This window comes from Spirochaetota bacterium (assembly GCA_026415295.1).
In the GTDB taxonomy this organism is placed as follows: domain Bacteria; phylum Spirochaetota; class JAAYUW01; order JAAYUW01; family JAOAHJ01; genus JAOAHJ01.
Map to the genome: position 1 here is coordinate 83,760 of JAOAHJ010000028.1, position 19,836 is coordinate 103,595.

Sequence of the window (19,836 nt, forward strand, 5' to 3'; positions counted from 1 at the left end):
TATTGAAATTTAATAAAAATTAATAATTTAAATTTTTATATCATTCCACAAAAACACTGGTCCATCATAGCACACATATTTATAGTTTCCATCAGAACACATTACAGCACAACCAAGACATGCTTTAAATCCACAGCCCATAAATGATTCTAATGATAACTCAGCATAAAAGTTTTTATCTAAATTCCATTTAACGAAACTTTTAAGCATAGGGTCAGGACCACAAACATAAAATCTTATTGTCCCGTAGTTTTCTAATTGATTAATAAAATTAATTTTTTCTTCAATTAATTGTAAAACATTTCCTTTAAAAAAAGAGAATTTTTTAATTATTTTATCTATATTTAAATTTTCAACTTTATAATAATCTCTATCTTTTATTATAGGTTCATCAACAGAAAAAAAATTATTATCAAAAAGCTTACTATAATATTTAGGATCTATAAAATTTTCAAAATCTCTACTTCCATAAAAAAGGACATTATAATTGCTTTTTGAATTTTGATTTTTAAAATAATTAGCAAGATAAACAACAGAAGCAATCCCAATCCCACCAGCAACAAAAATATTTATTTTTTTACTAATTTTATCTTTAGTTAAATTATCAAAATCATTTTTTAAACTATAATTTCCCTCAGAACTTAAATTAAATCCTCTTCCCAATGGTCCTATAAAATCAACTTCTTCATATTTTCTTTTTTCAGAAAGAATTTTTGTTCCTTTTCCTTTAACTTGATATAAAAGAAATATCTTATCTTCTTTAATATTAAAAATAGAAAATGGTCTTCTTAAAAATGGATCTGAAGAATATTCATCTATAAGCAAATTAATGAATTGACCAGGATCAATAAGAAAATCAGTTGGTTTTTCTAAGACTAAAAGATAAATATTTTTATTTAGTCTTATATTTTCTAAAATTTTTGCTTTATATTGTTTTTTTTTCATTTAATTAGTTAAAAATTTAACTATTTTAATCTTTTTATAAAAATTCTAAAATTATTTATTTAAAATTTATACAATTAAACTCTAAAAATTTTTCCATTATCAAAAATTATTTCTCCATCTTTAAAAACTTTGCATATTTTTCCTCTAAGTTTTTGCCCAAAAAATGGTGAATTTAAAGATTTAGAGAAAAAAAAGTTCTTATCTATATTTACCTCTTCATTTGGATTAAAGATGACAATATCTGCTTTATTTCCAACTTTTAGAGAACCTTTTTTTTCAATATTAAATATTCTAGAAGGATTAAATGATATCATTCTTATTATGTCAATAATCTTAATTTCCTCTTTTAATACAAACTTATTATATAAAGCTAAAAAAGTAGTTTCAAGGCCTGTTAATCCAGGTAGAGCCATTTTAATATCTATATTTTTTTCATTATTTGCGTGGGGGGCATGATCTGTAGCTATAATATCTATTTTCCCATCTTTCATATACTTAACAAGATTACTTCTATTTTCCTCATCCCTTAAAGGAGGCATAACTTTAAATAATCCAGATTTAGTTGCAATATTTTCTTCATTGAAAATTAAATGATTTGGGGTTACATCAAAAGTTATACTCTTATGCTTATCTTTTGCTTCAAGAATTAACTTAACCCCTTTTGCTGTTGAAACATGAGTAAAATGGATATTACCACCTGCTAATATTGCAAGTTCAATATCTCTAAAAATAACATTTGTTTCACCAACATCTGGTAATCCATTAAAATTAAAATTTTTTGAATAATGGCCATAATTTATTATTCCATTTTCAAAAAAGTTATTATCAAGAGAGTGTTCCATTATTATAAAGCCATATTTACCTGATTCTCTAAGAGCTTGAAACATTAAATAAGGATTTTTAACATGTTCACCATCATCAGTAAATATTTTGTATCCTTCCTTAAAAAGCACTTCTAAATTATTTAATTCTTCCCCTTTTCTATCTTTAGTAATAGATAAAGCAGGTATTATATCTATCCATTTTGATCTATTTTTAACATAAGAAGCAATCTCAATATTTGAAATAGGTGGATTTGTATTAGGCATAGCAATACATGTAGTATAACCTCCATGTATTGCTGCATAAGAGCCAGATTCAATGTCTTCTTTATATTCATAACCGGGTTCTCTAAAATGGGTATGAATATCAATAAAACCAGGTAAAACATAAAATTTTTCATCTAAATCTATAATTTTATCCTTATCTATATTTGTGTGATCAATATTTATTCCTATTTTTGAAATATATCCATTCTCTATTAATATATCAAGCTTTTTATTTTCAAGAAATAATTCCCAATCAAATATTAAAGCATTTTTAATTAGCTTTTTCAATTATTCCTCCCATTTACAAACTAATCAATTTTGCTAAAAAATCAAGACAATAATTATTTTATTTTCCATATTAAACAGTATTAAAATAAATTTGTTAATGAAATTATAAAAGAAAAATTATAAATTGCTATATAATTAAAGAATAAATTAAGACAAAAAATACAATTTGAAATGGATTAAAAATTAATAAAAATTAAATTTATTAATTATGTAATATCCTCTTCTCTTAACATAAGATTAATTTTATTTTCAACAATTCTATAAAATTCATTTATATTTTTAACAACAATCTCATTTTGTTTTAATATTATTTTATTTTGACTATTTAAATTCATTAAAATATCTCTTGTTTTATTTATATCTAGAGCAGCCCATTGAGATATAGATTCTATAGTTTCATTAAAAGTAATTGGCTCAAATGTATTTTTCCCTATATTTTTACATTCAGCTAACATACAAAATGTATCAAGTATCCTAATTTCAGGATCATTAAGTAAAAGTAATCTTACCCTTCTCTTAGCTTCATATATTCTTTTTGAAAAAGATTTAAATAATTTAAGTCCCCAGATAGGATTAGATTGTAAAAGTGATTTAAAATTTTCTTTATTAAAAACAAGTACTTTAACATCTGTAAGAGCTTCAACTGTAGCTGACCTTGGTTGATTTTCTATTATAGCCATCTCTCCAAAAATATCTCCAGGTCCAAAAACATCTAAAGTCTTTTCTTTATTTTCAATTATCTTGGTTACTTTAACTTTGCCTTCCTGTATTACAAAGAAAGAGTCCCCTGGCTCATATTCTCCAAAAATAATTTCACCTTTTTTATATATTTTTCCAAACTTTTGAAAAAGTTCTATACTCATTTTAGCTTCCCTACTTTTTGCTCTCTTTTAATGTTGAAATTAATTTCTTTGCTTTAGTAGTTGTTTCATTCGCAGGTTGAATTTCAATTATTTTATTTAATATATTCATAGCTTTTTCTTTATCTCCTAATTTTATATATGTTGAAGCCATCTCATAAAGAACTTCTTTAAGTAAAATATTTTCCTTAAATTCGTTTAAGATTTTTTTGTATATATTTATAGCATTATCATATTTTTTAATATTATATAAAGCACGACCTATTTCATACATGGCTTTTATTTTATATTCATCTGTAACATCAGGAACTTTAATCACATCTGTAAACCTTTGTATAGCAGAATCATAATCTTCATTCTTTACATAATTCAAAGCTTCATAAAATATTTTTACATATTCTTTATCATTTTCTGATTTTTCTTTAGATACACTTTCAGATATTTCTTCTTTAGAACCTTCTTGTTGTCCTCCATCTACATTTTTTTCTTGAGAATAAGAAATATTTGTTGCATTATTAATCAATTCATCAACATTATTAAGTTTTGCATATTCAGGATAGTATAATTTTAATTTATTCAAAAAATATAAAGCTTTTTCAGGTTTTTTATTATTTAAATAATATTTAGCATAAGAAAACATTCCATCAAATGGAGTAATAACTTTTGCACCAAAAATATCACTTACTTTTTTTATAGTATCTCTCAATTCTTTAGATAATATCTTTAATATTTTAACTTGTAAATCAATATTTTTAGAAATAAGATTTAAAAATTCATTTTCATCAAGAACTAAAACAACTGAATCTTCAATTGTTTGAGCTGTTTCCTCTTTTGGATAATGCCCTAAAGCCGATTTTAATCCAAAAAATTCACCTTCCTTTATATATGTAACTATTTCTTTGAAAGAATCAGCAGGTGTTTCCCTTATTATTACTTTACCAGACCTTAATATATAAATATTTGAATCTGTATCGCCTTTGAAGTAAATTATCGAATTAGAAGTATATCTTTTTATAATTGGAGGCATTTTAATCTCTCTAGTTTTAAAATAAAACTTAAACAAAATTTAATATAAAAATTAAAATATTTCAACTTTTTATTTTAACTTAATTACTAATTTATAATTAAAATAAAATTTTTTAATTTAAATCTTCAAATAATTCAAAAAAGAATTGACCATATTGTGAATTTCTAATTTTTTCTAAGGCTTTTTTTTGAATTTGCCTTATTCTTTCTCTTGTTAACTTTAAAACTTTTCCTGTTTCATCTAAAGTATAGGGTATACCACTTTCAAGACCATATCTTAATTTTAATACTATTTTTTCTCTATCAGTTAATAAATTTAAAGCATCATTAATTCTTTTCCTAAATTCCTCGTTTGTAAGAAAATTTTTATTCATAACATCTTCAGATTCTTCATATACAAGATCCTCTATCATAAAACCTGATTCACAAGATATTGGATCATTAAAAAAGTTGATGTCTGAAGTTATATTAAATATTTTCATCAATTTAAATTTATCAATTGAAAATTTTTCTGAAATTGCTTCAATTGATGGTTTTTTACCTTCAAATTTTTCATATTCATTTACATAATCATTTATTTTCTTGATCAAATTATTCAAATAAAGAGGTATTCTTATCATTCTAGTTTTATCAGATAAAGCTTTCATAACAGCTTGTTTTATCCAATATATCGCATAAGTTGAAAATTTTGTTCCTCTTCTATAATCAAATTTCTCAATGGCTTCCATTAATCCAATATTTCCTTCATTTATCAAATCTACTAAACTAATATTTCTATTTTTATATTTTGAAGCAATATGAACTACAAGTCTTAAATTACCAGTAATTAGTTGATTTCTAATATTTTGAATATTAAATTTTATACTTTCAATTTCATTATCAATTTTTTCAATTTCATTTATAGAAGTTAAACTCTTTTTCTCGTTTTCAAGTTTATCTAATTTTTTCTTATTTAATGATAATTCTCTAAATAACTTTATCTCCTTATCAGGATCTAATAAATTAAAAGAACTTATCTGCCTAAAATATATATTATAAATATCAATATCTATATCTTCATGAGAAACAAATTTTTTAAACTCTTCATTATCTAAATTTTCAAATTCAGAAAAATCATCAAAATAATTAAATTCCTCTTTTAAAAATTCACTTTTTGATATTTTATTTGACATAAATGCCCCCTTGACTTTTCTCTTATAATAATACAAATTCACTTTTTAAAATCCTTTTTTTATTTTTAATTTTTTTAATATTTTATAAAATAATAATATAAAATTAATTATAAATTAACTTTTTCTTTACTTAATATTAAAATATTACATATTGAAAATTAAAAGATAAACTGAAAGTTAAAAAATTTCAAAATTATTAAAGAATTTATAATTTTTATTTTTTAACAAAGTTACTTAAATCTAATATTTTTTTATCTTTGAAAATACTTACAGATATATTTGAATCTTTAAAGATATTACCAATATAAGTACCTAAATTTATTTCTTGACCTACTTTGACTCCTATAGAATCGAATCCTCCGATAATTATCATATAATTATTTGTATTTATAAATATTGTTTGTCCATAACCATTTATATATTGTATATCTTTTATAATTCCTCTATCAATAGGTGAAAAACAGTTTATTTTATAATCATTTACATTTGAATAAATTTTTAATATATGATTTGTTTTAAGCTTTATATTATAATTTTCAAATAAAGAGTAAAATTCTAACCCGCTATTTTTAATTATTAATTTTTGACCTATCTTAATTTTATTGTCAATTAAATTGTTAATTTTTACTATATACTCAATTGAAACTCCATATTTTTTCGAAAGAGAAAAGAGAGTATCTCCCTTTTCCACAATATGAAATACATTTTCGCCTATTGAAAATATCAAATTGTCTTTAAAATTTTTTTTTACTGAATAAAATTCAAATTTTATTAATTGATTCTCACCTTCAATTAAAACAATATTTATTAATAAGCATATGATTATAAAAAAAAATCTAAACTTTTTCATAATTTTCCGATATTATTATTTCGGAAAATTTTGTTTATAAGTTTAATAATCTATAAAAAAATCATTAAATTCTCTTTTTATAATTTTTTCTTTTTTAATATTCATATTATATATTCTACTATAACCATTACCTTTTTTTATAATTTCTATCAAATTATTAAAAGAAGATTCATCAGTTTCAAAAACAGCAAAAACTGTCCCATCATCCTCATTTCTTACATAGCCAGTTATTCCCATTCTTAAAGATACTCTTTGAACGAAATATCTAAAACCTACCCCTTGCACCAAACCTTCAAAAATTATACTAAATCTCCATAGATCTTCCATTTTTATCTCCCATAAACAAAAATCTCTAGAGTTTAATTAAAGTTTTTCAGCTGCAAGAGAAGCTAGTGAGGATCTTTCAGTCTTAACTAATAAAATTGAACCAGTTAATTCAGAATCTTTAAGTCTATCTACAACATAAGTAAGACCATTTGAATCTTCATCCAAATATGGATTATCTATTTGTTGAGGATCTCCTGTAAGCACTATCTTAGTTCCCTCACCTGCCCTTGAGATTATAGTTTTTACCTCTAGTGGAGTAAGATTTTGGGCTTCATCAATGATTATAAATTGTTCTGGTATTGACCTTCCTCTGATATAAGTTAAAGCTTCTATTTCAAGAATTCCAGTACTTATCAAACTTTTAATTTTTTCATTAGGTTTTGTCTTATCATCATATAGAGAAAAAAGAAATTCAAGATTATCATAAATTGGTTGCATCCAATTGATCAACTTTTCTTCCTTTGTACCAGGAAGATAACCTATATCTTTTCCCATTGGTATAACTGGTCTTGCAACTAATAATTTTTTATAAATTCCTTTTTCAAATATTTTTTTCAAAGCTACCGCAAGAGCTATTAAAGTTTTTCCTGTTCCAGCTTTACCAATTAGATTAACTAACTTCACATTATCATCTAATAAAAGATCAAAAGCAAATATTTGTTCTTTATTTAATGGTTTAATACCAGATGCTACAAATTCAGAAGAGTTAATAAGCTTAATATTTTTATTTTGAAAATCATATCTACCTAAAGCGGTATGTTTAATGTTTTCTTTATCAATAAAACATACATATTGATTTGGGAAAAGTTGCTTATCAATTATCGTTGACTTATTTAAATAAAAGTTATCTATAAATTCTTTTGAAACATAAATATCTATATAACCAGTATATATTGTGCTATAATTTGTCTTTTGTTTTTCATAATCTACAGCTTTAATTCCTAAACTATCAGCTTTTATTCTTGCATTAATGTCTTTTGAAACAAAAAAAACTCTTTTCCCTATATCTTTATAATATTTAGCACAAAGCAAAATTTGATCATCTGCTATAAAAAAAGATAGTTGTTTTGGAACTTCTTTGGAAATTTCCATAGACACAAAAATTTTTCCTCCTGCTTGAGTTTTGACTCCCTCTTTTAAGGAACCTTTTTTTCTATAATTATCAAGTATTCTTGAAACCTCTCTTGCATTCTTACCTATTTCAGTTCTTTCTTTTTTAAATTTATCAAGCTCTTCTAAAACTTTAATAGGAATAATAACATAATTATCTAAAAATGAATCCATAGCATAAGGATAATGTAACAAAACGTTTGTATCAATTATAAAATACTTGGGTTCATTCAAATTATTATTTTTCAATTTAGCCATTTCCTCTCCTTTATTAAAATCATAATAAATTATAAATTTATTTGATTTAATAATAGTAAATAATCCTTTTATTAAAATTTTCTTTAAAAAATTATCTAAAAAATAATAATTTTTAAATATTAAATTTTATGTAAAATAATTATAAAATATTCATATTAAAATAATAAAAATTTTAAATAAAAAATATTTTTTATAAATTTAAAATTCTTTAAACCAATTAATTGAGATATTAAAAATTATTTATCAATAAAAATTATAATTGATAATTTTCTTTTTTAAATATCAAAAAAATTGCTGTTCTATTGAAAAAATTGTTAGCATTTATGTTTAAATAAAAAAATATATTATTTTTTTTTAATTTCTATTGACAATTATGATATATCTATTTATAATTACAATGAATATTTAAAAACTTTTGGAGGATTATTATGATTAGTATTAAAAAAATTTTATGGGTTTTAGTATCTATAACTCTTATTCTTTCTTCTTTAATTTTCGGTTGTAAAGCTAAAGAACAATTTATTTTAATTGGTGGTGTTGGTCCTGTTACTGGAGAAGCTGCAACTTTTGGGGTTTCTACAAAAGAAGGCATTGAACTAGCCGTAGAAGAATGGAATGCTGCTGGTGGATTACTTGGTAAAAAAATTAAACTTATTTTCCAAGATGACAAAGGAGAACCAACTGAAGCAGCAACAGTTTACAACAAATTAATTACACAAGATAAAGTAGTTGCTATTATTGGAACTGTTATGAGTAAATGCTCATTAGCTGGTGCTCCAATTTGCCAAGATAATAAAGTCCCAATGATTTCTCCAACATCTACAAATCCAAAAGTAACTGAAGTAGGTGATTTCATTTTCAGAGCATGTTTTATAGATCCATTCCAAGGTTTGGTTGGAGCTAAATTTGCTTATGAAAATTTAAAGGCAAGAAAAGCTGGAGTTATTTTTGATGTTGGAAATGATTATACAAAAGGCTTAGCAGAAGTTTTTAGAGATTCATTTACTTCTTTAGGAGGTCAAATAGTTGCTTTCGAAGCTCATCCAACTGGAACTACTGATTTCAAAGCTCAATTAACAAAAATAATTGCTGCAAAACCTGATATTATTTATATTCCAGATTATTATAACGATGTTGCATTAATTGCAAAACAAGCAAGAGAATTAGGGTTCAAAGGTAGTTTTATTGGTGGAGATGGTTGGGATTCCCCAAAATTAACTGAAATTGCTGGAACTGCTATAGAAGGTGGTTTTTTTACTAATCACTTTTCAAAAGATGATCAAAGACCAATTGTTCAAGAATTTGTTAAAAAATATAAAGCTAAATATGGAAAAGAGCCTGATGCTTTAGCTGCTTTAGCTTATGATGCAGCTTATATAATGTTTGATGCAATAAAAAGAGCTGGCTCAACAGTTGGTGAAAAAATTAGAGATGCATTAAAAGTTACAAACATCAATGTTGCTTCGGGATTAGTTAAATTTGATGAAAAAAGAAATCCTATAAAATCTGCAGTAATAATCCAAATAAAGAATGGTCAACAAGTATATTATACAACTGTTAACCCATAGTTTAGGTTATTTTATTTAAAAATTGAATAAAGGATTATATATTGTAAATAAATTATTGCATACTCATATTATTTATTTAATTAAAGTTTCAATCTAAGTTATTAAAATAACAATAAGGAGAACCCTAAAAAAGGGTATCTCCTTATTTTTTTCTAAATATTAAGAAATTAAAGTTAATATAAATAAAAATGTTAAATACTAAAAATTTTTTAATACTTTATATCCTCTCTTTTAGTATTAGGAGGACAAAATGGAATTAATAATTCAACAATTAATAAACGGTATACAACTCGGTAGTATTTATGCCCTTATTGCATTAGGTTATACTATGGTTTATGGTATAATTAGACTTATTAACTTTGCTCATGGTGATTATTATATGATAGGTGCATATGCTGCTTATGGGGGTTATTTTTTAATTGGAGCTATAATGGGATTCAGACATAGTCAAACTTTTCATTCTGCTATTATTTTTATTTTAGTACTTATCATAAGTATGCTAGCTGGCGCATTTATTGCTACTGCAGCAAATAAACTAGCTTATAAACCATTAAGGGATAAACCAAGATTATCTGCTTTAATTACTGCTATTGGTGTTTCAATGTTTCTTGAATATTTTTTATCAGCTTTACCTTTTATAGGACCATCTTATAGAGGATTCCCAGAAATAATTTTCAAGAAAAACTTTTCAATAGGTAAATCTTTTATTTCTAACTATGTTTTAATTGACATTATCGTATCAGCAGTATTAATGGCTTTTCTACTTTATATTGTAAAATATACTAAAGTTGGAAAAGCTATGAGAGCTGTATCACAAGATAAAGATGCTGCAAAATTAATGGGAATAGATATCGAAAAAATAATTTTTATAACTTTCTTTATTGGTGGTTCATTTGCAGGAATAGCTGGTCTTTTATCCGGCTTAACATATCCAAGAATATTTCCTTATATGGGAATTTTGCCAGGATTAAAAGCTTTTATTTCAGCTGTTCTTGGTGGTATTGGAAATATACCTGGAGCTATGGTTGGTAGCTATATTCTTGGCATAGCAGAAACCTTTGCATCTTCAATAAATTCTTTAATAGGTGAAGGAATTGCTTTTGCTATACTCGTTTTAGTATTACTTATAAGGCCTCAGGGATTACTAGGGGAGAAAACTGCTGATAAAATTTAATTAAATTAAAATAAAGGAGATTTTATGTCTTCTTATAAAGATGGAGATATTAAAAACAAAAGCCTAATAAAAAAATTTGAATTTTTAATCAAAAGGAGACTTTCATTATTTTTAATTGCTTCTATTCTAATAATGTTTATTATCTATTTTTTTAATAAACTAAATATTTTTAACAATTATATAATGCAGATAATAAATGTTTCTTTAATATATGTAATTCTAGCTGTATCTCTAAACTTAATAAATGGTTTCACTGGATTATTCTCAATTGGTCATATGGGTTTCGCGGCTATTGGGGCCTATGTTTCTGCAACCATTACTACTTTAATATTAAAAATTAGACCAGATTCTTTTGGAAACTATTTAATTTTTATTATAGCAATTTTAATAGGAGGTATTTCATCTTTTTTTGTCGGTATACTTATAGGTTTTCCTTCATTAAAAGTAAAAGGGGATTATTTAGCAATTATAACATTAGCTTTTGGAGAAATTATTAGGACTATTTTAAATAATATAAATTATGTAGGTGGTCCAAGAGGATTATTGGGAATACCAAAATTTTCAAATTTTATAATAATATATATTTCAACATTGCTAACAATTGTAATTATTAGAAATATAGTATTTTCTTCACATGGAAGAGCTCTTCTTTCTATTAGAGAAAATGAAGTTGCTTCAGAATTATTAGGAATAAACATTACTAAATATAAAATAATATCTTTTGCAATTGGTGCATTTTTTGCTGGAATAGCTGGAGGTTTATTATGTCATTTACTTCAAATAGCCCATCCTACTCAATTTGGTTTTTTAGGCTCTATACTTGTTTTAATTATGGTTTATGCTGGAGGAATGGGAAGTATTTCAGGTTCAGTTATTGCAGCATTTGTTTTAACATTTTTATCAGAAGGACTCAGAATTCTTCTTGGAAATCTCAGTGAAATTTTAAACTTTCCAATAGGTGATCAGTGGAGAATGGTATTATATTCTTTATTGCTTATTTTTATAATGCTTTTTAGAAGTGAAGGTTTAATGGGTATGAAGGAATTTAAATTCCTTATTCCAGAAGAGGAGGAATCACATGCAGAATGTTCTAAAAATTAATAATTTAACACATTTTTTTGGTGGATTAAAAGCAGTATCGGATTTTAATCTTGAATTACCAGAGGGAGCTCTTTATGGTTTAATTGGACCAAACGGAGCTGGGAAAACTACAATATTTAATCTTATAACTGGAGTTTATAAGCCAACAAGTGGTTCTATTAAATTTTTAGATAAAGAAATTACAGGCAAAAAACCTTATCAAATAGTTCAAAGCGGTATAGCAAGAACTTTTCAAAATTTAAGAATTTTTAATTCACTTTCAGTTCTTGATAATATTAGAATTGCAAAGCACTATTCAACTCAAAACATATCTCAAACAGAAACTAAAGGGAATGATATTTATAAATATGATAAACCATTAAGTTTTTTTGATTGTATATTAAGAACTGCACATTATAATAATGTAGAAAAAGATATTAAAGAGGAAGCTTACCAATTACTCAAAATATTTAAACTTGAAAAATGCATATATGATCAAGCTAAAAATCTACCATATGGTATGCTCAGAAAATTAGAAATAGCTAGAGCACTAGCTACCCATCCCACATTATTATTGCTCGATGAACCTGCTGCGGGAATGAATCCTGCTGAAGTATCTGAATTAATGGATTTAATCCATTTTATAAGAGACAAGTTTAAACTAACTATTTTCTTGATAGAACATCATATGAAAGTTGTTATGGGTATATGTGAGTATATAAAAGTAATAGATTTTGGTGAAACTATTGCTGAAGGAAAACCCACTGAAGTTGCAAACAATCCAAAAGTTATAGAAGCTTACCTTGGGAAAGGAGACAACAATGCTTAAAGTTGAAAATTTAGAAGTTTTTTATGGACATATAAAAGCCTTAAAAGGAATTAGTTTTGAAGTACCTAAAAATAAAATTGTTACACTTATAGGGGCTAATGGTGCTGGCAAAACAACAACTTTAAGAACTTTAACAGGTTTAATAAAAACAAAAAAAGGAAAAATAATTTTTGATGGCAATGATATAAGCCAATTAGAAGCTCATGAAATTGTTAAAGCTGGTATATCTCATGTTCCCGAAGGAAGAAGAATTTTTTCTACTTTAACAGTTCTTGAAAATCTAGAATTAGCAGCATGGAATATCAAAAATAAAAAGACAATAAAAGAAAGATTAGAATATGTATTTACTTTATTTCCTAGACTTAAAGAAAGAATAAAACAACTTGGGGGAACACTTTCAGGTGGTGAACAACAAATGTTAGCTGTTGCAAGAGCTTTAGTAACGGGTGGAAAACTTCTACTTTTAGATGAACCTTCAATGGGGCTTGCTCCAGTTTTAGTTGAAGAAATATTTAACACTATAATAAAAATAAATAAAAGTGGCACAACTATTCTTTTGGTTGAGCAAAATGCCAAAAAAGCCTTACAGATTTCTGATTATGCATATGTTCTTGAAGTAGGCAATATAATATTACATGGACCATCAAATGAAATAGAAAAAAATCCTAAGGTTAAAGAAGCTTATCTAGGTATATAATAAAATTTTTAAAAAGTATTTTAATTTTATTAATTAATTATTACTTATTTTAAAAAAATTAAATTTTATAAATTTAATAATTAAATTATCAAAATTCAACATTTAACTATTTTAATATAATTTTTTTATTTAAATAATTTAAAAGATAAAATTAATATAAATTCACATTTATTTTATAATTTTTTAATTAATTGATTTTTAATTTTTTTAAAATAAAATTTTCAATAAATAATATTTGGAGACATTTATGAATTATAAATTATTAATAATAAATCCGGGATCAACATCCACTAAAATTTCTATTTTTATTGATGAAAATGAAATATTAACAACAACATTAAGACATACCACAGAAGAATTACTACCATTTAATTCTATTATAGAGCAATATGAATTTAGGAAAAAAATTATTGAAAAATTTTTAATCGAAAATGGCCACAAAATTAACTCATTTAGCGCAATTGTTGGAAGAGGAGGACTATTAAAGCCCATAAAATCAGGTACATATGTTGTAAATGATAATATGCTTGAAGATTTAAGATCCTGCAAATATGGAGAACATGCATCTAATCTCGGAGCTTTAATTGCATACTCTATTGCAAAAGAAATCAATGTGCCTGCATACATAGTAGATCCTGTAGTTGTAGACGAACTAGAAGATGTAGCAAGAATAAGTGGACATCCTTTGTTTTCAAGGATTTCTATTTTTCATGCTTTAAATCAAAAAGCAGTCGCAAGAGAAGTTTCAAAAAAATTTAATAAAAAATATGAAGATTTAAATCTTATTGTATGTCATTTAGGAGGTGGAATTTCAATAGGTATGCATAGAAAAGGTAAGGTTGTTGATGTTAATAATGCTCTTGATGGAGAAGGCCCTTTCTCACCGGAAAGATCAATGACACTTCCTTCTGGAGCCTTAGCAAAACTTTGCTTTTCTGGCAAATATACTTTAGATCAGGTAAAAAAAATGATAAAAGGAGAAGGAGGACTTGTAGCTCATTTAGGAACAAATGATGCTAGAAAAGTTCAAGAAATGATTAGAAATGGAGATGAAAAAGCTAAATTAATATATAAAGCTATGGCTTATCAAGTAGCTAAATATATTATGTCGCTATTCCCTGCAGCAAATGGAGAGGTAGACGCAGTTATCTTAACTGGTGGAATAGCATATGATAATGAATTTTTTGTACCATGGGTAAAAGAGTATTTGGGACCTAAAATTAATGTTATCGTATTTCCAGGTGAATTAGAAATGAAAGCTTTAGCCTTAGGTGGTTTAAGAGTTCTAAAAGGAGAAGAAGAAGCTAAAATCTACTCTTAAATTCTAATATTTAATAAATTTATTTAATTAATTATTTTTAGCAAAATTAGACAAATTAAGATTTTATAAAAAGATTAATCTTAAATGATTTTTAAAAAATTTAAGTGGTATGGGTATGATAAAATATTTTTTTTCATTTTTTAATAAATTGACTATTCAAAATAATAAAAAAACTTTAAATTTTGATCGAAATTTTGCAAATATAATGAGGAAAATATTAATACCATTTTTCAATCTTTTCTTTAATATTGAAGTTGATGATAATATCATAAAAAACCTAAATCCTCCATATATTATCCTTGCAAATCATTCAAACTGGTGGGATCCATTTTTAATAGGAATCTTTATTAAAAAACCCCTTCATTTTATTGCAACTGAAGATATTTTTAGACTTTTTCCGTATAATTTTATATTACCTAAACTTGGAGCAATACCAAAAATAAAATTCTATCCTGATTTTGATACTATCAAAAAAATATTTGAAGTTAAACAAAATAATGGAATAATTGGAATTTTCCCTGAAGGTGAAAGAAATTGGGATGGCAATACTCTTCAAATAGTACCTTCAACAATTAAATTATTAAAAAAACTATCTTTACCTGTTGTTATATGTCTACTAAAAGGAGCTCATATGGTCTATCCAAGATGGGCTAAAACTTACAGAAAAGGGAATATCTTAGTTCATTTTACTCATCTTATTACAAAAGAAGAAATTGATAATTTAGATGAAGAAGCCTTGTATAATTTGATAAATGAAAAGTTTTCATATAACGAATATGAATTTTATAGAGATAAAAAAGCTTTATTTTTGGGGAAAAATAAATCTAAAGGATTAGGAAACTTTTTATTTATTTGCCCCCACTGTAAATCAATAAATAAAAATGATTCTAAGGGAAACTTCTTTTATTGTAGAAATTGTGGATATGAAGTCTTTATAAACAAATACAACTTTTTTGAATTATCAAAAACTTCTAAAGTAAATACTTTTTACTTTGACAACCCGTATGAATGGAACAAGTGGCAAATATCTTATATATCAGACCAAATAAAACAAAACAGTATCAATTACTTTTATAAAGATAAAGGAATAATTTTATTTTCAAGAAAAAAGAAAGGTTCTTTATTTAAAATTAATAGTGGAACTTTAAAGTTAGATAAAAATTCGCTAATTGTTCATACGTTGAGAGGCAAAGATATAATTTTTGAGTTAAAAAAAATAGCATCTATAAATGTTTTATATAGAAATATCCTAGATTTTTATTATGAAAATTCTTTTTATAGAATAATATTTGAGAATAGCAAAATTTCAGCATATAAATATGTTATTACAATAAAAGCATTAAAAAGTATTTATTAAATTATTTATTATTGCCCAACTTATATATCAATATCCCTTTTTATTCTTTTGTAATCATCAGTAATAACCTTTTGATATGTTTCAATATAATATTTAGAATTCAGAATATAATCTGCTGTGGATTGATTACAAGCAACAGGTATATTAAAAAGTACAGCTATTCTAAGTAGAGCTTTAATATCTGGATCATGTGGTTGAGCTTCAAGAGGATCCCAAAAAAATATTAAAAGGTCTATTTTATCTTCAAGAATCATATTTCCAATTTGAATATCTCCCCCCAAAGGTCCACTTAAAAACCTATTTACCTTAATACCAAATTTTTCATTAATTAACATCCCAGTTGTTCCAGTAGCATAAATTTCTTTATCCTTAAACATCTCTAAATTTTTTGAAATCCATTCTATTAATTCCTTTTTTTTACCATCATGAGCAATAATAGCAATTTTCTTAACCATTTTATCCCCTTACAAATTTTTTAAAAAAAATACATACAATTTAAAATTTTAAAGTAAAATGAAATTAATTTTTTTCTATTTTGATAAAATTTTCATATAATTTAACCTGTTAAATTAAATTTGATTTTATAGAAATTTTCATTATATTTATTATAAATGGTATTTTTAATTAGATAAAATATTTTTTAAATTCTAAGGAGTTTATTGGGTGATTAATATTCTATTTTTTAGTGAAAAAAATGAATTATCAAATTCAATTGTAAAAGTTTTATCAAATGAAGGTTATAAATTTTCAATTTCAACTGGAAAAGTTCAAATAGATTTAATATTAAAAGAATTTTTGCCAGATATTATTCTTATTGATTCTTCAATAACTCTAATATCTCCTTTAAATCTTATAAAATCTATAAGAAATAATATAAAAACAAAAGAGATACCAATCCTTCTAATTATAGAGGAAAATAAAATAAATGACCTCGAACAACATGTTAATTTAGGAATAGATGAAATAATTAAAAAACCTGTAGATGTGAGATACCTATCATCAAGAATTAAAATAGTTCATAGAATGTTTTTAAGCAAAGATAGCAATCCTTTAACTGGTTTACCCGGTAATAGATCAATTGAAAAAAATATTAACTTATTAATTGAAAATCAAGATAAAACTAAATTTGCTATTGTCTATGGGGATCTTGATAATTTTAAACCTTATAATGATATATATGGATTTGCAAAAGGTGATGAAGTTATATTGTTCACATCAAATTTAATTAAAAAAGCTTTATCATTATATGGAAATGCTGATGATTTTATAGGTCATATTGGGGGTGACGATTTTATTTTTATCACAACTGCTGATAAAGTAGAAAATGTTTGTAATTTTATATGTAATGAATTTGACGAAAATATCCGAAATTTTTATAACGAAAATGATAAAAAAAATGGTTATATTATTGCAAAAGATAGGGAAGGAAATACAAAAAAATTCGGTTTTATTAGCATTTCTTTATCAATAATAACTAATGAAAAAAGGACTTTTTCTTCTTATCTTGAAATATCTCACCTTGCTGCAGAACTTAAAAAATTTGCTAAATCTCAACCTAAATCTAAGTGGGTAAAGGATAAAAGAAATGGAGATAAGTCAAGTGAAGAAAATTTTATCAAAAATTCACCAATAGGAGATAGAAGAAATCCTAAAAAAATATATAATATTTTAGTTGTCGATGACTCAAAATTTATTGTAGAAGTTATAAAAAATATTCTTTTGCTGGAAGGATTTCAAGTTGAAACAGAAACCGATTCTGAGAAAGCTTTATTTTTAACAGAAATAAAAAAATATGATCTTTTAATTTTGGATATTTCAATGCCAAAAATTGATGGTTTAACATTAATTTCTGAAATAAGAAAGAGAAAACTAAACCAAAATACACCTATCATCATTATTTCAGCTTATAATCAAAAAAACATAATTTTAGAAGCTGCAAAACTAGGAATAAAAAAATATATCGTAAAACCATTTGACAATAAAGAATTAGTTTCTATTGTTCAAAAGTATGTTGAAATTCAAAGTTAAATATTTTATATGATTATCAAATTTGAAATTTGATTTAAGTCTTTCAAATAATTTTTATATATAAATTTTTTATTTATTTTAATATTAATATGTAAAAATAAGGTTTAAAATATAATTTTTTTTATATAAATTTAGGAGGTATTAAATTATGGAAAATCTCCTTGAAAGTATTAAATTCAAGGACCTCAAAGCATATGATGTTAATGAAGCCACTGTAAATTCTGTATGTTTTATTGGTACTCCTTTTAAAAATCCTACCATACAAGATAAAATTTTCATATCTAATCTATTTTTTTCCGATATGAACACATTTTTTGAATTTGATATAAAAGATATAATAAAGTTTGAAGAAATTGATACTATTGTAAATAAAGATGGAAATAGTTACTCTCTTTATAAAATATGGGTAAGGAAAGGTGCAAAAGGAATTAAGCATGAATCATTTACAGTTATATAATTTATAAGTTATCTTTTTCTAAGTTTTATTTTTCTTCTCATTGGCAATTTTTATTAAATCTTCAAACTTTACTGAATACTCTCTATTACAAAATAAGCATTTAATGATAGGATTTTCTTTTTTTTCCATATATAAAACTAGCTCTTCTTTTTTCAATAATTTAATTATATTTAAAGCAAATTCATATGAACAATCACACTTAAGAAAAATATTTTCTTCATTTAAAATATTCCCTTCTATATTACCAAAAAAGTTTTTTATTATCTTTGCTGGATCATTATTAATAGAATCAAGTATATTTATTTTATCATTACTTAAAAAATATAGAAAATTTAAATAATTTGAGTGCACATGTGGATAAGGGATAACAACAATTGCCCCTGCTTCAGCAATATCAAAATTATTATCATTAAAATTATATTTTATATCAGATTTTATTAAAATATTTGAATCCCCCGTATCATAGAAATAGTTTGCAAAATTTTGTTCAATAACAGAAGAATTTTTTTTAATAATAGTTTCAAGGTCATCCTTATAGCCTTTAAGTCTTCTTAAAAATTTAATGATCCCATGATCATTAAATAAATCTTCAAGTTTTCCACTTTGAGATGGATCTTTCACCATAATCTTAAAAATTCCACTTTTAGTAATAAAAATTTTAGTAAAATTATCTTTATTCAACTCTACATCAATTAAAAGTTGGTCCTCTTGATTTTTTAATAATAAAGTTGAAAATATATTTGACAACATTGCAATTTTTCCAACAATAAAGCTTAAAGGTGCAGATAAGTTATGAATTTTTATTATTTCATTTAGAGTATTTCTAAAAGTTAATGCGTATATTCTTGCATTTTTATAATTATCAACAAAAATAATTTTTTTATCCATAATAAATATTAAATTTCTTTATAAATATCTTGTAAAAACTTGTGATATAAATTTCAAAATATCTTAATTTTTTATTTTAGTGATAAGTTAATTAGATTATAATTATTTTTTAATAACTCCATTACAGTTTGAAAAACTAAATTATTTTTAGATAAATCTGTCATCTCTTTTTCTATATCAACATTATTGCCATCATTTCTCATAGTTGTTGAATAGTCAACTACTCTCTTAGCCTGAACCTCCTCCCATTTTATTGGTATGACAAATGGTATATGCCTTTGTCTTGATACTTTTGCTTGAAATCCTTGATAATTTTCCCTCTCTATTGCCCTTTTTAGTTGTGCTTCAAAAGTTATTTCTGATCTCTTAAATCCAGGGGTATCCACATTTGCAATGTTATCAGCTATTACATTTAATCTTTTATTTAAAGCAGATAGATACATTTTTGACATTTGAATTATTCTATATGAATATCCTTTATTGTTTAATTCCATATTTTTTCCCTATATTTAT

At 24.3% G+C, this 19,836-nt stretch carries 20 protein-coding genes; 9 read left to right on the forward strand and 11 right to left on the reverse strand.

Annotation, left to right across the window (positions count from 1 at the left end; genetic code table 11):
- Positions 1-27: 27 nt before the first annotated feature.
- The 8 genes from N3A58_07065 to N3A58_07100 all read right to left on the reverse strand — a co-directional run bounded on the left by N3A58_07065 (position 28) and on the right by N3A58_07100 (position 7,924).
- A complete protein-coding gene (locus N3A58_07065; protein MCX8059157.1) occupies positions 28-945 on the reverse strand; it encodes a dihydroorotate dehydrogenase electron transfer subunit in 918 nt (305 codons plus the stop codon).
- Between the two features lie 74 nt (positions 946-1,019).
- The gene (locus tag N3A58_07070) at positions 1,020-2,321 is read right to left on the reverse strand and encodes a dihydroorotase (GenBank protein ID MCX8059158.1); all 1,302 of its coding nucleotides are present in this window, start codon (positions 2,319-2,321) and stop codon (positions 1,020-1,022) included.
- 206 nt (positions 2,322-2,527) lie between these two features.
- Entirely contained in the window at positions 2,528-3,184 is a 657-nt protein-coding gene (locus N3A58_07075; GenBank protein MCX8059159.1) for a Crp/Fnr family transcriptional regulator, read from the reverse strand.
- Positions 3,185-3,194: 10 nt separating this feature from the next.
- Positions 3,195-4,208: a cyclic nucleotide-binding domain-containing protein gene (locus N3A58_07080; protein ID MCX8059160.1), complete on the reverse strand. Its 1,014-nt coding sequence runs from the start codon at positions 4,206-4,208 to the stop codon at positions 3,195-3,197.
- A 112-nt stretch (positions 4,209-4,320) separates the two neighbouring features.
- Positions 4,321-5,379 (reverse strand): RNA polymerase sigma factor RpoD/SigA, encoded by a 1,059-nt coding sequence (locus N3A58_07085; protein ID MCX8059161.1) that lies wholly within the window; start codon positions 5,377-5,379, stop codon positions 4,321-4,323.
- 214 nt (positions 5,380-5,593) lie between these two features.
- On the reverse strand, positions 5,594-6,229 hold the full coding sequence (locus N3A58_07090) for a LysM peptidoglycan-binding domain-containing protein (GenBank protein MCX8059162.1): 636 nt from the start codon (positions 6,227-6,229) through the stop codon (positions 5,594-5,596).
- A 42-nt stretch (positions 6,230-6,271) separates the two neighbouring features.
- Positions 6,272-6,556 (reverse strand): acylphosphatase, encoded by a 285-nt coding sequence (locus N3A58_07095; protein MCX8059163.1) that lies wholly within the window; start codon positions 6,554-6,556, stop codon positions 6,272-6,274.
- 36 nt (positions 6,557-6,592) lie between these two features.
- Positions 6,593-7,924: a PhoH family protein gene (locus N3A58_07100; GenBank protein MCX8059164.1), complete on the reverse strand. Its 1,332-nt coding sequence runs from the start codon at positions 7,922-7,924 to the stop codon at positions 6,593-6,595.
- Positions 7,925-8,352: 428 nt separating this feature from the next.
- Between N3A58_07100 and N3A58_07105 the strand changes: the two genes are divergently transcribed.
- From N3A58_07105 to N3A58_07135, 7 genes are all read left to right on the forward strand, one after another.
- Complete coding sequence (locus tag N3A58_07105) at positions 8,353-9,492, forward strand: ABC transporter substrate-binding protein (GenBank protein MCX8059165.1); 1,140 nt, start codon at positions 8,353-8,355, stop codon at positions 9,490-9,492.
- A gap of 250 nt (positions 9,493-9,742) precedes the next feature.
- Complete coding sequence (locus N3A58_07110) at positions 9,743-10,666, forward strand: branched-chain amino acid ABC transporter permease (GenBank protein MCX8059166.1); 924 nt, start codon at positions 9,743-9,745, stop codon at positions 10,664-10,666.
- A 24-nt stretch (positions 10,667-10,690) separates the two neighbouring features.
- A complete protein-coding gene (locus tag N3A58_07115; GenBank protein MCX8059167.1) occupies positions 10,691-11,767 on the forward strand; it encodes a branched-chain amino acid ABC transporter permease in 1,077 nt (358 codons plus the stop codon).
- The gene (locus N3A58_07120) at positions 11,745-12,575 is read left to right on the forward strand and encodes an ABC transporter ATP-binding protein (protein MCX8059168.1); all 831 of its coding nucleotides are present in this window, start codon (positions 11,745-11,747) and stop codon (positions 12,573-12,575) included. The genes N3A58_07115 and N3A58_07120 overlap by 23 nt, the downstream gene beginning before the upstream one ends.
- Positions 12,568-13,272, forward strand: coding sequence for an ABC transporter ATP-binding protein (locus N3A58_07125; GenBank protein MCX8059169.1), 705 nt, complete (start codon positions 12,568-12,570; stop codon positions 13,270-13,272). Before N3A58_07120 ends, N3A58_07125 begins: the two co-directional genes overlap by 8 nt.
- 247 nt (positions 13,273-13,519) lie before the next feature.
- Positions 13,520-14,593, forward strand: a complete 1,074-nt coding sequence (gene buk / locus N3A58_07130; protein ID MCX8059170.1) for a butyrate kinase — start codon at positions 13,520-13,522, stop codon at positions 14,591-14,593.
- 115 nt (positions 14,594-14,708) lie between these two features.
- Positions 14,709-15,950, forward strand: a complete 1,242-nt coding sequence (locus N3A58_07135; GenBank protein MCX8059171.1) for a 1-acyl-sn-glycerol-3-phosphate acyltransferase — start codon at positions 14,709-14,711, stop codon at positions 15,948-15,950.
- A gap of 20 nt (positions 15,951-15,970) precedes the next feature.
- Here the strand turns inward: N3A58_07135 and N3A58_07140 are convergent, their stop codons facing one another.
- Positions 15,971-16,405, reverse strand: a complete 435-nt coding sequence (locus N3A58_07140; GenBank protein MCX8059172.1) for a methylglyoxal synthase — start codon at positions 16,403-16,405, stop codon at positions 15,971-15,973.
- Positions 16,406-16,613: 208 nt separating this feature from the next.
- On the opposite strand from N3A58_07140, the gene N3A58_07145 reads away from it, so the two are divergent.
- Positions 16,614-17,978 carry a response regulator gene (locus N3A58_07145; protein ID MCX8059173.1) on the forward strand — a complete coding sequence of 455 codons (1,365 nt, stop codon included), beginning with the start codon at positions 16,614-16,616 and terminating at the stop codon, positions 17,976-17,978.
- Between the two features lie 148 nt (positions 17,979-18,126).
- Positions 18,127-18,435 (forward strand): hypothetical protein, encoded by a 309-nt coding sequence (locus N3A58_07150; GenBank protein MCX8059174.1) that lies wholly within the window; start codon positions 18,127-18,129, stop codon positions 18,433-18,435.
- An 18-nt stretch (positions 18,436-18,453) separates the two neighbouring features.
- Here N3A58_07150 and N3A58_07155 read toward each other — a convergent pair whose 3' ends face one another.
- Together N3A58_07155 and flgB are read right to left on the reverse strand one after the other, a co-directional pair.
- Positions 18,454-19,323: an Hsp33 family molecular chaperone HslO gene (locus N3A58_07155; GenBank protein MCX8059175.1), complete on the reverse strand. Its 870-nt coding sequence runs from the start codon at positions 19,321-19,323 to the stop codon at positions 18,454-18,456.
- A 71-nt stretch (positions 19,324-19,394) separates the two neighbouring features.
- Positions 19,395-19,817 (reverse strand): flagellar basal body rod protein FlgB, encoded by a 423-nt coding sequence (flgB, locus tag N3A58_07160; GenBank protein MCX8059176.1) that lies wholly within the window; start codon positions 19,815-19,817, stop codon positions 19,395-19,397.
- Between the last annotated feature and the right edge of the window lie 19 nt (positions 19,818-19,836).